12 protein-coding genes and 1 tRNA gene are annotated in these 14797 nt (G+C 68.7%); 3 read left to right on the forward strand and 10 right to left on the reverse strand.

Annotated features, from left to right (window positions below; translation table 11 throughout):
• Positions 1-24: 24 nt before the first annotated feature.
• Positions 25-98: transfer RNA gene (locus tag C8D81_RS15065), tRNA-Gly, on the reverse strand.
• Positions 99-187: 89 nt separating this feature from the next.
• Here C8D81_RS15065 and C8D81_RS15070 point away from each other — a divergent pair.
• The 3 genes from C8D81_RS15070 to C8D81_RS15080 are packed head-to-tail and all read left to right on the forward strand — an operon-like array spanning position 188 to position 2381.
• Entirely contained in the window at positions 188-565 is a 378-nt protein-coding gene (locus C8D81_RS15070) for a YidH family protein (protein ID WP_229118141.1), read from the forward strand.
• Positions 566-575: 10 nt separating this feature from the next.
• A complete protein-coding gene (locus C8D81_RS15075; protein WP_133626354.1) occupies positions 576-908 on the forward strand; it encodes a DUF202 domain-containing protein in 333 nt (110 codons plus the stop codon).
• Between the two features lie 3 nt (positions 909-911).
• The gene (locus C8D81_RS15080; RefSeq protein WP_133626355.1) at positions 912-2381 is read left to right on the forward strand and encodes a phospholipase D-like domain-containing protein; all 1470 of its coding nucleotides are present in this window, start codon (positions 912-914) and stop codon (positions 2379-2381) included.
• Between the two features lie 40 nt (positions 2382-2421).
• Here the strand turns inward: C8D81_RS15080 and C8D81_RS15085 are convergent, their stop codons facing one another.
• The 9 genes from C8D81_RS15085 to lysX all read right to left on the reverse strand — a co-directional run bounded on the left by C8D81_RS15085 (position 2422) and on the right by lysX (position 14771).
• Positions 2422-3726 carry a M24 family metallopeptidase gene (locus C8D81_RS15085; protein ID WP_133626356.1) on the reverse strand — a complete coding sequence of 435 codons (1305 nt, stop codon included), beginning with the start codon at positions 3724-3726 and terminating at the stop codon, positions 2422-2424.
• On the reverse strand, positions 3723-4658 hold the full coding sequence (locus C8D81_RS15090; RefSeq protein ID WP_133626357.1) for an NAD(P)-dependent oxidoreductase: 936 nt from the start codon (positions 4656-4658) through the stop codon (positions 3723-3725). The genes C8D81_RS15085 and C8D81_RS15090 overlap by 4 nt, the downstream gene beginning before the upstream one ends.
• A gap of 29 nt (positions 4659-4687) precedes the next feature.
• Positions 4688-5422, reverse strand: a complete 735-nt coding sequence (locus C8D81_RS15095) for an ABC transporter ATP-binding protein (protein WP_094403910.1) — start codon at positions 5420-5422, stop codon at positions 4688-4690.
• Positions 5419-7335: a branched-chain amino acid ABC transporter ATP-binding protein/permease gene (locus tag C8D81_RS15100; protein ID WP_133626358.1), complete on the reverse strand. Its 1917-nt coding sequence runs from the start codon at positions 7333-7335 to the stop codon at positions 5419-5421. The genes C8D81_RS15095 and C8D81_RS15100 overlap by 4 nt, the downstream gene beginning before the upstream one ends.
• The gene (locus tag C8D81_RS15105) at positions 7332-8213 is read right to left on the reverse strand and encodes a branched-chain amino acid ABC transporter permease (protein WP_094355894.1); all 882 of its coding nucleotides are present in this window, start codon (positions 8211-8213) and stop codon (positions 7332-7334) included. Before C8D81_RS15105 ends, C8D81_RS15100 begins: the two co-directional genes overlap by 4 nt.
• Positions 8210-9442 carry an amino acid ABC transporter substrate-binding protein gene (locus C8D81_RS15110; RefSeq protein WP_229118140.1) on the reverse strand — a complete coding sequence of 411 codons (1233 nt, stop codon included), beginning with the start codon at positions 9440-9442 and terminating at the stop codon, positions 8210-8212. The genes C8D81_RS15105 and C8D81_RS15110 overlap by 4 nt, the downstream gene beginning before the upstream one ends.
• Positions 9443-9590: 148 nt before the next feature.
• Positions 9591-10610, reverse strand: coding sequence for a LacI family DNA-binding transcriptional regulator (locus tag C8D81_RS15115; RefSeq protein ID WP_133626359.1), 1020 nt, complete (start codon positions 10608-10610; stop codon positions 9591-9593).
• Between the two features lie 49 nt (positions 10611-10659).
• Positions 10660-11511 (reverse strand): alpha/beta fold hydrolase, encoded by an 852-nt coding sequence (locus C8D81_RS15120; RefSeq protein ID WP_133626360.1) that lies wholly within the window; start codon positions 11509-11511, stop codon positions 10660-10662.
• A 2-nt stretch (positions 11512-11513) separates the two neighbouring features.
• Positions 11514-14771, reverse strand: coding sequence for a bifunctional lysylphosphatidylglycerol synthetase/lysine--tRNA ligase LysX (lysX, locus tag C8D81_RS15125; protein WP_133626361.1), 3258 nt, complete (start codon positions 14769-14771; stop codon positions 11514-11516).
• Positions 14772-14797 lie beyond the last annotated feature (26 nt).

A 14797-nucleotide genomic window follows, 5' to 3' on the forward strand; every position in this document is an offset into this window, starting at 1 on the left:
GCGCAGGATGCGGAAATCTCCGTCTGGAGCGGATGACGGGAATCGAACCCGCGTAGCCAGTTTGGAAGACTGGGGCTCTACCATTGAGCTACATCCGCGCGCACGCAGCCGTGCGGCGTACAGCATAGCCCAACCGGGCGGTCCTCGGATCGCACGCCGGCCGTCCGCGATGCGGCAGACTGACCCCGTGACCGACGATCGACGCTCCTCCCTCGCCCGGCGACTGCTGCCCGGGGGCAGCGAGCCGGATCCCCGGTTCACGCTGGCCAATGAGCGCACCTTCCTCGCCTGGATCCGCACCTCGCTGGCGCTGCTCGGCGGCGGTGTCGCCCTGGAGGCGTTCACCTTCGACATCTTCCATCCCGAGCTGCGCCGAGCGGCGTCGCTGATCCTGGTGATCACCGCACTGGTGATGGCGGGTACCGCGGTCGGGCGCTGGCTCCGGGTGGAGCGAGCGATGCGGGAGAACCGGCCGTTGCCGATGCCGAGCATGGTGCCGATCCTCGGACTCGGCGTGCTGCTCTCCGCCGCGGCCCTGGCGTTCATCGTCGCCACGGCCCGATGAGGCGGCGCTGATGTCCACCAGGGTCCCCAGCCACGACGACCCCGGGCTGCAACCCGAGCGCACGACACTGGCCTGGAGCCGAACCGCGATGGCGCTGTTCCTGGTCGGGTTGCTGCTGCTGCGCTACGTCGGCCACTACGGGCCCTGGGTGCTCACCGCGGTGGGGCTGATCAGCGTGGTCGCCCTGATCACCTCACTCACCCATCGGGTCCGGCACCGCCGCGGTGTGCACAGCATCAGTGACGACACCCTGCAGCCACCGATCTGGTCGGTGCTGCTGCTCGGCGGCAGCGTCGGGTTGTTCGCGCTGGTCGCCCTGATCGTCATCGTGGTGAAGGGCTGAGGCATGGATTGGAACAGCATCAACTGGGCCCAGGTCTGGTCGATCGTGGTGGTGATCATCGACTACGGGATCAAGATCGTCGCGGTCGGCACCGTGCCGGAGAACCGCTCCCCCTCCTCGTCCTCGGCCTGGCTGCTGATCATCCTGCTGGTACCGATCGTCGGGTTGCCGCTGTACCTGCTGATCGGCAGTCCCTATCTGCGCGGGAAACGGCGCGAGATCCAGGCGTACGCCACCAGGGCGCTCGCGGGCCGGCTCGAACCGGACCCGGACTACCCGCCCGGCTTCACCGCGCCGCCGGGGGTGGCCTCGATCGCCCGCGGCAACCGGGAGCTCACCTCGTTCCCGATGATCACCGGCCACTGCCGCCGGGTGCTGCCCACCGACGTCTCCTTCGACGAGATGGCCGCCGCGGTCGAGGCCGCCCAGTCATGGGTGCACGCCGAGTTCTACATCATGTCCTGGGATTCGGTGACCGACCGCTTCTGCACCGCGCTCACCGATGCGGCCGGGCGCGGGGTGACGGTCCGGGTGCTGTTCGACCAGCTCGGCAGCCAGGGCTACCCGGAGTACAAGAAGCTGCAGACCAGGCTGACCGCCGCCGGCGTCCAGTGGCGCGCGATGATGCCGTTGCACCCCTTGCGCGGCCAGTGGCGGCGGCCCGATCTGCGCAATCACCGCAAGCTGCTGATCGTCGACGACGAGGTGGCGTTCATGGGGTCGATGAACATGATCGACCCGACGTATCTGAAGGCGAAGAATCGTCGCCGGAACCTGCACTGGCTGGATCTGAACGTCGAGGTGTCCGGGCCGATCGTCGCCCAGCTCGCCCAGGTGTTCGCGCTCGACTGGTTCCAGGAGACCGAGGAGCTCGTCCGCGACCGCGACGACGAGGCCGCCTCCGCGCACGAGCACAGCACGATGGCCCCGATGCAGCTGGTGCCCTCGGGCCCGGGCTTCCGCACCGAACCGAACCTGCGGATGTTCGTCGGCCTGGTCAATCTGGCCCAGCGTGAGCTGGATCTGGTCAGCCCCTATTTCGTGCCCGACGAGGCGCTGATGCTGGCCATCACCACCGCGGCCCAGCGCGGCGTCCGGGTGCGGTTGTACGCCTCGGAGCGCGGGGACCAGTTCATGGTGCACCATGCCCAGCAGTCCTACTACGACGCGCTGCTGGAGGCGGGCGTGCACATCCACCTCTATCGGGCGCCGACGATCCTGCACACCAAGCTGATGGTGGTGGACAACCAGCTCGCGGTGATCGGGTCGTCCAACATGGACATGCGCTCGTTCTTCCTCGACTTCGAGGTGTCGCTGTTCGCGGTCGATCCGGAGATGATCCACGACCTGGAGAGCGTGCTGCAGGACTACCGGGACAACTCCTTCGAGCTGATGCTTTCCCAGTGGCGCAAGCGATCGGTGTGGGTGCGCTACACCGACAACGTGATGCGGCTGACCTCGGCGGTGATGTGACCGCCGAGCCTCAGTCCTGGTTGGCTCAGTACCGGTTGGCTCAGTACTGGTTGGCGACGAACAGGTCCTGGGCCGGGAAACGGGTGAGCACCTCGGTGCCGTAGTCGGTGACCACCACCTCCTCCTCGATCCGGGCCGCGGAGATGCCGTCGGAGGCCGGACAGTAGGTCTCCATCGCGAACACCATGCCCGGACGCAGCTCGACCGGGTCGGCGAAGGAGTTCAACCGGGAGATGATCGGCCGCTCGTGCAGCCCCAACCCCAGCCCGTGCGCGAACTGCAACCCGAACGCCGCCAGCTCGTTCTCGAAGCCGAAATCGGTGGCCTTCGGCAGCACCGCGGCAACCTGGTCCGAGCCCACTCCGGGCCGGATGGCATCGAGGGCCCGATCCATCCATTCCCTTGCCTGCTTGTACGCATCGCGCTGCGGCTCGGTCGCCCAGCCCACCCCGAAGGTGCGGTAGTAGCAGGTGCGGTAGCCGTTGAAGGAATGGATGATGTCGAAGAACGCCTGGTCCCCGGGGCGGATGATCCGATCGGTGAAATTGTGCGGATGCGGGTTGCAGCGCTCGCCGGAGATCGCGTTGATCGCCTCCACCTGATCGCTGCCGTATTCGTAGAGCCGCTTGTTGGCGAGCGCGACGATCTCGTTCTCCCGGACACCGGGTTTCAACGCCTCCACGATGTCCTGATAGACCCCGTCGACCATCGCCGCCGCCTGGTTGAGCAGCATGATCTCGTCAGCGCTCTTGATCACCCGGGCATCCAGCATGTGCTGCTGGGCATCCACCACCCGCAACCCCTGGCGCTGCATCTCGAACAGGAACGGCGGTTCCACCAGATCCACCCCGACCGGCGCATCCGCCAGCCCGCGCGCGTTCAACAGCGAGCGGATCTCCTCGATCGCGGTCCGCATCAACCCGGTCGGCTCCGGGGCGACCGCCCCCTTGAAACCGAGGAAACCGGGTCGGTGGTTCTCGGTGGGCAGCCAGTCGGAATAGAGCTGGTGATGCTTCACCGCCGACCCGAAATCCCACAGGATCGGCTCCGCGTCCCGCATCAGCAACGCGTAGCGGATCATCTTGTCGCCCAGTGCGCCACCGATCCAGGTCTGGGTGGTGTAGCGGATGTTGTAGAAGTCGAAGAGCAGGAAGGCACCGCATTCGCTGCTCTCCAACGCTTCCCTGGCCCGACCCAGGCGGTAGTTGCGCAACCGGTCGAAGTCGACCCGGTGCTCGTAGTCCACGCCGAGCTGACCGGGGGCACCGAGCGGGCGGGCCCCGGCCGGCCGCTGGGAGGGCCGCTCGAAGTCGCTCGCCGGCCGGTGCTGCTGCGCCCCGCTCACCGATCGGCCTCCAGCCCGTCGCTGACCTCGACGTCTTCGGCCTGCAACGGCAGTCCGGCACCGCGGGCCACGGTCAGCAGCAAGGTGGCGAAGTCCTGTTCGACGTTGCCGTTGCCCACCTCCTGGGCGACGATGTTGCGGGTCAGTCCGGCGACCGGCATCGGTACGCCGAGTTGGTATCCGGCCTCCAGCCCGAGGTCGAAATCCTTCTGCAGCAGCACATTGGTGAAGGTCGGGGTGAAATCCAGGTTCACGAATGCGGGGGTCTTGTAGCGGGTGAAGGTTGACCCCAGCACCGAGTCGTTGAGGAAGTCGAGGAAGGCCGCGCGGCTCACCCCGCCCTTCTCGGCGAGCACGGTGATCTCGGCCAGCGACTGGGTGACCACCCCGAGGAACACGTTGTGGGCGATCTTCACCAGTCGGGCGGTCTCCCCCTCCCCCACGTAGGTGACACCTCGGCCGAAGACCTGCAGCACCGGTTCCACCTGGTCGAAGACCTGGCGGGGACCGGAGACGGCCACCGTCAGCTTGCCGGCGGCGATCACCGAGGGATTGCCGCTGACCGGAGTGGCCAGCAGCTCGGTGCCGCGCTCGGCGGCGGCCTTGCGCAGGATCTCACTGGCCTCGGCCGAGACCGTCGAGGAGTCGGCGATCACACCAGGGGCGTGCTCGGGGTGGGTGAGCAGGCCGTCGGGGCCGGTGGTCACGGCCGCCAGGTCGGCCGGTGCGGAGACCATCGAGAACACGATGTCCCGATCGGCGAGGTCGACCGGTTTCGGGGCGAACTTCGCCCCCTGGGCCACCAGCGGGTCGGCCTTGGCCGCGGTGCGGTTGTAGACGGTCACGTCGTAACCGGCGGCGAGCAACCGCAGCACCAGCTGCGCGCCCATCCGTCCGGTGCCGATCCAGCCGATGGTTGGTCTGTCGGTCATCGATCTTCCTTTCCTGGGGGTCTTTTCGTTCACGCGTCGGCGTCCGCGGTCTGCACCGCGCCACCGAAGTAGAGGTCGGCGATCTCGGGATTGTCGAGGATCTCGCCCGCGGGTCCGGAGAGCAGCACCCGCCCGGACTCCATCACGATCCCGGTGCTGGCCATCCGCATCCCGAAGCGGACGTTCTGCTCGACCATCAGGATCGCGGTGCCGCGTTCCCGCATCACCGTGACCGATTCGTCGATGACGGTCAGCGACTTGGGATCGAGACCCAGGGAGGGTTCGTCGAGCAGCACCAGTTTCGGATCCAGCATCAACGAACGGGCGAACTCGACCATCCGTCGCTGGCCGCCGGAGAGCATCCCGCAGCGGGTGTTCAACCGGTCCTTGACCAGCGGGAACTGATCCAGCACCTGGTCCAGCCGGTCCCGGACCAGCCCGCGCTGGCGGCGGATCACATAGGCACCCATCAGGATGTTCTCCCTGACGCTCAGATTCGGGAACAGACCGTTGGCCTGCGGCACCTGGGCGACTCCGTGGCGCAGGATCTCATCGGGTGGCAGCCCGGTGAGATCCTGCCCGTCCAGCAGGACCTTGCCCCGGCTGGGTTTCAGCAGGCCGCTGATGGTGCGCAGCACCGTCGACTTGCCGGCGCCGTTGGGGCCGACGATGCAACCCAGTTCCCCGGCCTGCACCTCCAGATCCACCCCCTGCAGCACGTTCCCGCCGCCGTACCCGGCGACCACACCCTCGAGCCTGATCATGACTGTTTCCCTTCCCCGATGAGATCTCCGGAGGTTTCGCGTTCCAGCAGGTAGTCATCGCCCAGATAGGCGTCGATGACCGCCGGGTCGGCCTGGATCTGGTCCGGATCGCCCTCGGCGATCACGCTGCCCTTGGCCAGCACCCGGATCGGATCGCACAGGCCGAGCACGAACGGCATGTTGTGTTCGACGATCAGGAACGTCTTGCCCTCGGCGTTCAGCGCCCGGATCAGGTCCCCCATCCGCTCGATCAGCGTGGGGTTGATGCCACCGGCCGGTTCGTCGAGCAGGATCAGCTTCGGATCGAGGACCAGGATCTGGGCGAGTTCGATCAGCTTCAGCTGGCCGTAGGACAGCGACCCCGCGGGGGCGTCCCGGTAACGGGCCAGCCCGACGAAGTCGAGCAGTTCCATCGCCCGCTCGGCCTCGGAGCCGCTCACCGCATCCCGGCCCAGCTGACCGAAGGAGAAGGCGCGCAGCGGGGTGACGATGTTCTCCAGCACCGTCATCTCCCGGAACAACCGGGTGATCTGGAAGGTACGCCCGATGCCCCGGTGGGCGCGTCCCCAGGGCGGCTGGTTGTCCACCCGGTCACCGTCCAGCAGGATCTGCCCCGAGTCCGGGGTGAGGGTGCCCGAGATCAGATTGAACACCGTCGTCTTGCCCGACCCGTTCGGCCCGATCAGCGCGGTGATCGACCCCTCCGGCACGGTGAAGCTGCAGTCGTCGACCGCCTTCAACCCACCGAAGTTCTTGTTCACCCCCTGCACCTCGAGCAGGGCCCGGGTGTGTTCGGGCGGATGCACCACCTGACGCGGCTCGGTGCTGATCGGCGGTGCGGTGACCGGGGTCAGGCGCTGCCCGGAGAGCCCGACGGTGCCGCGGGTGCGGATCCGCTCCAGCAGATCGGTGACCGAGGGCAGGATTCCCTTGGGCAGCAGGATCACCAGCAGGATGAGCATCCCGCCGAAGATCACCAACCGGGCGTTGCCGCCACCGAGGGTGGAGTTGGCGAAGCTGTTCAGCGGCTCGATGATGAACGCCCCGAGCACGGGGCCGAAGAGCGTACCCCGGCCACCGAGGATGACGGCCAGCACGATCTGCACGCTCATCAGGATCGCGAACATGTTGATCGGGTCGACGAAGGTGAAGTAGTAGCCGTAGACACCGCCGGCCATCCCGACGAACAGGGCGCTGGCGCCGAAGGCGATCAGCTTGTAGACCGGTGCGTTGACTCCGACGGTGCCGGCCTTGCCCTCGTCGTCGCGGATCGCGATCAGGCCCATGCCGAACTTGGTCCGGCGGATCCACCACGACATCAGCAGCGACAGCCCGAGCAGCGCGACCAGGGCCAGGTGGAAGGGCCAGTTGCCCCAGGCCTCGGGCCACTGCGGCAGCGCCATCGTGATGCCGGCGGTGCCGCCGGTGAAGTCGGACGCCTGGATGGCCACGAACTGAACCAGGAAGAGGAAAGCGAGGGTGATGATGACGAAGGCCGGCCCACGGGTGCGGTAGGTGACCAGGCCCAGCAGGGCCGCCAGCAGGGCGGTGATGACACCGGCCATCGGCACCCAGACGAAGGGGCTGACCCCGGGCACCGCCTCACTCATCATCGCCACCACATAGGCACCGATGCCGACGAAGGCACCCTGGCTGAGCGACAGGTAACCGGCGTAGCCGGTGATGATGTTCAACCCGGTCGCACCGATGGCGAGCACCAGCGCCAGGATCACCGTGTTCTCGGCGGAGAGGCTGGGTGAGATCGGGAAGAGCACAATCACCACGGCTGCTGTGATCAGCAGCACCCGGGTGGCGAGCTTGACCGTGCGGGGGTCGAGCCAGCTCGGGCCACCCCGGGGTGCTTCGGTCGCATTCTCCTGCGGCACAACGGTTTCACTCTGCTGGGTGCTCATGCGACTGCGTCCTCTCGAAGGGGCTGGCCGAGGATGCCCTGCGGGCGGACCAGCAGGACGATGAAGATCACCAGGAACGGCACCGCGACCGGCCAGGAGGCACCGATGTAGGCGGTCGCGAACATCTCCCCGACACCGATCAGCAGGGCGCCCAGGACCGCACCGGGCAGACTGCCCAAACCGCCGAGCACGACGATCGCCAGCAACCGGGCGATCCACTGGTAGTGGGTGGCGGGCACGAACGGGTAGGTGGTGGCGAGGATCGCACCGCCGGCACCGACGGTGGCGATACCGATCGCGAAGGTGGTCGCCGCCAGGGCCTTGACGCTCACCCCGACCAGCAGGGCACCGCTCTCGTTCAGCGAGGCGGCGCGGATGGCGCGTCCGGTCCAGGTCCGCTCGAGCAGCAGATGCAGCCCGAACAGCACCAGGGCGGCGATCCCGGCCGCGATCAGGGTGACCACCGGCAGGGCGAAGGGCCCGATCTGCACCGAGGCATCGGCGTACGCCGGGCGGACCGAGGCGGACCGGTTGCCCCAGATGAAGCCCATCACCCCCTCCAGCAGCAGGGCCAGGCCGAAGGTGGCCAGCACGGTCATCGTGATGTGGCTGCCTCGGACGTGCCGGACCACCAGCACGTAGGCGAGCCAACCGAGCCCGAACATGACCACCATCACCACCGGGATCACCAGCAGCGGGTCGAATCCGAAGCTCGCCCACAGCGTGAAGGTGAGATAGGCCGCGACGATGGCGAAGGCGCCGTGGGCGAGGTTGATCACCCGCATGACGCCGAAGATCAGGGTCAGCCCGGAGGCCATCAGGGCGTACACGCCACCGACCAGCAGGCCGAGGATGAGGGTCTGGATCAGGGCGATCATCGGGCACCTCCGATGGGCTGGCCGCGCCAGCGATAGATGGTCTGACTGGTGGCGACCTCACGGGGCAGCACCACCTTGGGTTCACCGGACTGCCACTGCCCGACCAGGAACTCACCCTTGGGGCTGCCGTTGGCGTTCCAGCTCAGTGGGCCGAGCACGGTGGCCACCTCGTTGGCACGCAGCCAGTCGGCCAGTGCGCGCTGGTCGTCGACATCGCCGACGGCCTGCACGGCGGCCGCGAGCACCTGCCCGGCGGCGTACCCGTCGGCGGCGTCCTCGGGTGGCGCGCCACCGAACATCTGCGCGTAGCGTTCCCGGAATTCCTTGTTTCCCGGGGTTTCCAGCCCGACATCGTAACTGGCGGAGAACAGCACGCCCTGGGTGTTGGCCTCCCCCACCCCGTCCAGATACTGCTGGCCGAAGGTGGGTGAGGAGCTCTGGTAGAGCAGCCCGGGCTGGTAGTTGGCCCGGTTCATCGCCCGCACCATGTTGATGCCGTCCTCGTACTGGGAGCCGTGCACGACGATGTCGGCCCGGGCGTCCTTGAGCGTGTTGACGATCGAGTCGAAGTTCTTCGTGGTGGTGGGATAGACGTCGGCGTAGACGGTGCGGATGCCGGCGGCCTCCAGGGTCTGCCGGACGTTCTCGACCACCGGGGCGGCGAACGGATCGTCCAGTGCCGGGTACGCCGCGGTCTTCGGCCGCTCGCTCTCGGGCAGCCCGGCCACCCAGTCGGCGAAGGTCTGCGCCTGCCGGTCCGCGGTCGCCTGCTGGGAGAAGAACATGTACTGGTAGCCGCGGTCGAACATCTTCGGCGAGGCGCACGAGGGGCAGACGTAGAGCATCCTGTTCTTCTCGGCGATCGCCGATCCGGGGATGTTCAGCAGCGAGGACTGGGTGCCCAGCAGCAGATTCACCTTCTCCGAGGAGATCAGCGAGGTGTAGTTGGTGACGACCTGGTTCTGGTTGGTGGCGTCGTCGCGGACGATCATCTCCACCGGCCGGCCGAGCAACCCGCCGCGCTCGTTCTGCAGCGCCTGCCAGACCTCGTAACCCTGCTGGGTGTCGCGGCCACCCTGACTGAACTCACCGCTCAGCGGCAGCGAGGCACCGATCCGGATCGGGCCCGTCCCATCATCGGCCGGCCGATCGGGTGAGCACCCGACCACGGCCAGCAGGGCGGCCGCGGCGGCGGTCGCCCCCACCCTGCGGAGAACGTCTCTGTTCACCATTCTGTTTCCTCAACCTCGAGTGACAGCTGCGATCCGGCTCGGAGTGCCGAGCGGCCATCGACTGCAACAATGTATCAAATCTTGCTTCGCAATCGATTGCGGTCGAGCATAGGTCGAGACCCGGGAGGGGTCAACACCTGCCGGGTCAGGCTGGGACGGGACCGGTCGACTCACGCACCTGCAGGCTCACCGGCAGGGTTCTGGTGATCGGCTTCTGAACGCCGGAATTGATGGCCTGCAGCAGCATTCGCGCGGATTCGCAGCCGATCTGCCGCAGCGGTACATGGATCGTGGTGAGCGCCGGGGAGAGGTCGCCGGCGAACGGCATGTCGTTGAATCCGAGCACCGAGAGGTCCTCCGGGCACCGCAACCCGGCCCGCCGGATTGTATGCAACGCCCCGAGGGCCAGCAGGTCGTTGCCGGCGAGCACGGCGGTCGGGCGATGGCTGGTGGCGAGCACCTCCGCCATCACCCGCTCCCCCTCGGCGATCGACAGGTCCGCGGCCTCGTGCACTCCCCACTCCAGGCCGGCGACCCCGCGCGCGGCGGTGACGAACGCCTCCCGCCGCTGCCGGGTGGTGGAGAAACTGGTCGGGCCGGAGAGGTGCACGATGCGCCCGTGACCGAGCTCGAGCACGTGATCCAGGGCCATCCGGATGCCGGCCTGCGAATCGGCGATCACCGCCGGGAACGGCGCCCTGCCCGCCTCCCGGTTGACCATCACCGCGAGCACCCCGTCGGCCTGCGCCCGGGCGAGCACCGGCTGCTCATCGAGCCGGCCGGTGGCGAGCAGGAACCCGTCCACCCGACGCTGCCGCAGCGAGTCGTAGAGGCTGCTCTCCACCGCCAGATCGCCGTCGCTGTTGGTGAGCAGCGCCGTGTATCCCTGTGGCTGCAGGATTTCCTCGATCCCCCGCACGATCGGCGGGAAGATCGGGCTGGTCAGGTCGGGGATGATCATCCCGACCGTCATCGACCGGCTCATCCGCAGCCCGCGGGCCAACGCATCCGGGACATAACCGAGCGACTCCGCCGCCTGCTTGACCCGGCGTACGGTGTCGATGTTGAGCTGCGACTCGGTCTGCGGATTGAGGGCACGGGACGCGGTGCCACGATGCACGCCGGCGAGTTCGGCGACCTCGCTGAGCGTCACTCGAGTGGCCATCGTCCCTCCCTTCCACGCACCACTGCGGGCAGCGAAACTGGGAGGAACCCTAGCCGTCGAGGGAATCGGTTGGCAGCAGGGCCCGCACCCCGTCGGCGATCACCTCGGGCCGGTCGATCATCATCAGATGGTCCGAACCCTCCACCAGCAACTGGCGGCCGCCGAGCAATCGGGTCAACCGCCGTTGCCGCACCGGCCAGTCCCGCTCGACGGTCTGGTCGGCGGCGGTGAGCACCAGCACCGGCAGGTCCGGCATCGGGTGGTCGCGGCGCAGCGCCAGCAGATCCCAGGCCTGCCGGGGATAGGCGGCCGATTCGGCCAACCCCATCGCCACCGACTCCGGATCGTCGTAGAGCTCACCGACCCGGCGCTCCCACTGGTGCCGCAGGGTGAGCCGGCGGCTCTGCAACGACGCCCCGGCCCGATGCGCGAGCGAACCCAGATGCAGCACCGGGGCCCGGCGCGCGATCTGCTGCAGGGAGCGGATCAGGCGTACGCCGACCGCGCGCGGGGGCCTGGCCGGGAACTCGACCGAGCCGTCGACCAGCACCATTCCGGCGACCAGCTCGGGCCGCAGCCGGGCCAGCGCCTCGGCATGGAAGGCGGCCATCGAGTGCGCGACCAGCACCGCCGGGGCCCCCACGGTGCGGACCAGTTCGGTCAGGCTGCGCACCTCCTCCGCCAGGGTCGGCAGCGTACCCGGCCATCGCGTACCACCCATCCCGGGACGGTCGAACCGCACCAGATGCCGCCCGGGCAACAGCGCCACCACCTGGTCCCAGTGCTCGGCGGCCAGCCCGGCCCCGTTCATCAGCAACACCGTCGGTCCACTGCCCGACTGCTCGCGCCAGTGGATCGCGCGGCCGCCGAAATCGTTCACATTGGCGATCGTGACGGCCACCCTCAGCCCCTTCCCGCCCGCCGGGGGCGGACCAGCGGGAAGGTGATCGCGTCGCGGATCGAGGTGTTGGTGATCATCATCACCAACCGGTCGATGCCCATCCCGAGACCGCCGGCCGGTGGCATGCCGTGTTCCAGCGCGACCAGGAAGTCCTCGTCCAGTTCCATCGCCTCCGGGTCGCCCCCGGCGGCCTGCAGTGACTGCTCGGTGAGCCGCTGCCGCTGCAGCACCGGGTCCACCAGCTCCGAATAGGCGGTACCGATCTCGGCGCCGAAGGCGACCAGGTCCCAGCGTTCGGCGAGCCGGTCGTCGGTGCGGTGCTGGCGGGTCAGCGGGGACACCTCGGCCGGGAAATCGGTATAGAAGGTGGGGGCCACCGTGCGGTCCTCGACCAGGTGCTCATAGAGCTCGAGCAGCACGTTGCCGCGGGTCCAGCGGGCGTCGATCGGGATGTCCAGGCGGCGGGCCAGCGCGACCAGTGCCTCCCGGTCGGTGTCGGCGGTGACCGGTTCCCCGCAGGCGGTCGAGATCGCGTCATTGACCGTGACCACCGGCCAGTCACCGGCCAGGTCCACCTCCTGCACGGTGCCGGTGTGATCGCGGCCGAGCAGGGTGGTGCCACCGGTGCCCGCGGTCACCGCACCGGTGATCAGGTCCTTGGTGAGATGCCGCATGGTGGTGTAGTCGGCGTACGCCTGATAGGCCTCGAGCATCGTGAACTCGGGGTTGTGGGTGGCGTCGGCGCCCTCGTTGCGGAAGTTGCGGCCGAGTTCGAAGACCCGGTCGACGCCGCCGACCAGCAGCCGCTTGAGATAGAGCTCCGGGGCGATCCGCAGATAGAGGTCGAGATCGTAGGCGTTGATGTGGGTGCGGAACGGGCGGGCGTTCGCACCACCGTGGATCGCCTGCAGGATCGGTGTCTCCACCTCGAGGAAACCACGGTCCAGCAGGATCCGGCGGACCTCGCTGATCGCCTCGGACCGGGTACGCAGCCGCGCGGCGGCGCTCCGGTTGATGGTCAGGTCGAGGTAGCGCTGCCGGACCCGGGCCTCGGGGTCGCTGAGCCCGCCGCGCTTGTCCGGCAGCGGCCGCAGCGATTTGGCGGTCAGCCGCCAGCCGTCGGCGAGCAGCGAGCGGGTGCCGGTGCGCGACTCCCCGGCCACCCCGTGGAAGCCGACATGGTCACCGAGGTCGACGTCGCGGCCGAAGTGCTGCAGGTCGGCGACCCGGTCGGCCGACAACAGCACCTGCAGGTCCCCCGACCAGTCCCGCAGCTCGCAGAAGATCACCCCACCGTGGTCACGGATCCGCAGCACCCGGCCGGCGACCGAGCATTCCCCGGTGGCATCGGCACAGGTGGCGGTCGGTTGGAAGTCGGGTGGGTAGGGATCGGCCCCGCCGGCCAGCAGCCGCTCCCGCTTGCCGGCGCGGATCCGGACCTGTTCGGGTCGGGTGTCCGGCGGGGTGGTCGGGACGGGCAGCACGGCCTCCACCTCGGCCAGCGTCGGGGCCGGTGCCAGGGTCGGTTTGCCGACCAGCCAGGCCGGCAGGTCGACGAATCCCTCGGCCACCCCGGAGGCCGCGCCGACCAGCGCCACATCGCCACTTTCCGGGTCGTAACCCAGATAGCGCGGCAGCCAGTCGGGTCGATATTTCACATTGGAGCGGTACAGCGACTCGAGCTGCCACCAGCGGGAGGCGAACAGCAGCAGCCGCCGCCAGAGCCGGATCAGCGGCCCGGCGCCGATCTGCGCACCGCGTTCGAAGGCGGAGCGGAAGACCGCGAAGTTGAGCGAGACCCGGCGTACGCCCGAGGCCATCAGCTCGGCGACCATCAGCTCGGTGACCCCGTTGTCCGCCTCCGGGTTGCGGCGCATCACATCCAGCGAATAACCGTCCGGCCCCCACGGCACGAAGGACAACAGCCCGGCCACCTCGGTACCGGCGCGCTGCTCGTCATCGGCGAACAGCGCCTCCACCATCAAGCAGCCACCGTCCAGCGGGTCGCCGAGGCGGCCCAGTGCCATCGAGAAGCCGCGCTCCTCCTCGGTGTCACGCCAGCGGTCGGCGAGCTCGATCAGCCGCTCCATCTCGACCGGGTCGATCGCATCGTGGCGCCGGATCCGGACCGTGTAGCCGAGCCGCCGCATCCGCTCGACCGCCTGCCGCACCGGACGCAGCTCGTGGCTGTCCAGGTTGAAGTTGCGCGGTTCGAGGACGGCCTCGTCGCCCAGCTTCACGATGCGCAGGTCGGCGTGGCGGGCGTACGCCTCCGCACCGGTCTCCGAGGCCCCGATGACCGCCGGGGTCCAGCCGTAGTCGTGTGCCATCTGCTGCCAGGCGCGGATCGCGCTCGGCCACTCCTGTCGAGGTCCGACCGGGTCGCCGGAGGCGAGGCAGCAGCCCAGCACGACCCGGTAGGCGATCGCGGCCCGGCTGTCGTCGGCGAAGCACCAGGACTTGTCCCGGCGGGTGGCGAAGTAGGCCAGCGAATCGTCCGGGGACTCGGCGACCAGGGCGCGCACCAGCGGTTCGTCACCCGGGTTGTGGGCGACCGCGTTCATCTGGGAGCGCAGCAGCGCCCAGAACGCGGCGAGCAGGCTGACCGCCTGCAGGAAGCCGAGCAGCGCCGCCACCCAGCGCGGCATCGCCAGGGTGGGACCGGCGCTGTCGTGCAGCAGCCGGTGCCAGAGCCATTCCAGCCGGGGTACCGGGCCGCGCCGGCCGGGGTCGGCCGGGACCACCATCACCAGCAGGGCGCCGATCCCGGCGGTCACCGTGAAGCCGATCACCAGCACCAGCAGCGCCTTCAGCCAGTTGCCGCGCGGGGACCGGGCCCCGAACTGCTTGCGGGCGGCGATCAGCCAGACCAGCATCAGGGTGCTGGTGACCAGGGAGACGACGGCGATGGCCAGCACCCGCCGGTCCCCGCGGACGTTCTCCACGATCAGCAGCGAGACGATCAGCAACAGGTTGACCACGGCCTGCAGGCCGAGCAGCAGCACGGTCACCCACCAGGCGAGCCGTTTGCGCCGGGTCAGTCCCCACCCGAGGATCATCAGGAAGGCGCCGAAGCCGAGCGAGGAGCCGATCACGTCGAAGAACGCGATCGAATAGACCCCGACCACCCGGCGGATCCAGATCGCCGAACCGAACAGCAGATGCACCACCTGCAGCACCAGGCCCAGATAGAGCAACCGCGAGAAGACCCACGGGGTGCGTCGGAGGAGGGCGCTCACCGCGCGGCGCAGAACCTGCATCTGCCCACCCTGCCACCGATCGGGTC

The sequence above is a fragment of the Enemella evansiae genome (genome assembly GCF_004362375.1).
Taxonomy (GTDB): Bacteria; Actinomycetota; Actinomycetes; order Propionibacteriales; family Propionibacteriaceae; genus Enemella; species Enemella evansiae.

What these genes read in the sequence shown, in the direction of transcription:
- C8D81_RS15080 (WP_133626355.1), top strand. Translation starts at nt 912, where the DNA reads ATGGATTGGAACAGCATCAACTGGGCCCAGGTCTGGTCGATCGTGGTG.
- C8D81_RS15095 (WP_094403910.1), bottom strand. Translation starts at nt 5,422, where the DNA reads ATGATCAGGCTCGAGGGTGTGGTCGCCGGGTACGGCGGCGGGAACGTG.
- C8D81_RS15100 (WP_133626358.1), bottom strand. Translation starts at nt 7,335, where the DNA reads ATGAGCACCCAGCAGAGTGAAACCGTTGTGCCGCAGGAGAATGCGACC.
- lysX (WP_133626361.1), bottom strand. Translation starts at nt 14,771, where the DNA reads ATGCAGGTTCTGCGCCGCGCGGTGAGCGCCCTCCTCCGACGCACCCCG.
- C8D81_RS15090 (WP_133626357.1), bottom strand. Translation starts at nt 4,658, where the DNA reads ATGACCGACAGACCAACCATCGGCTGGATCGGCACCGGACGGATGGGC.
- C8D81_RS15075 (WP_133626354.1), top strand. Translation starts at nt 576, where the DNA reads ATGTCCACCAGGGTCCCCAGCCACGACGACCCCGGGCTGCAACCCGAG.
- C8D81_RS15105 (WP_094355894.1), bottom strand. Translation starts at nt 8,213, where the DNA reads ATGATCGCCCTGATCCAGACCCTCATCCTCGGCCTGCTGGTCGGTGGC.
- C8D81_RS15115 (WP_133626359.1), bottom strand. Translation starts at nt 10,610, where the DNA reads ATGGCCACTCGAGTGACGCTCAGCGAGGTCGCCGAACTCGCCGGCGTG.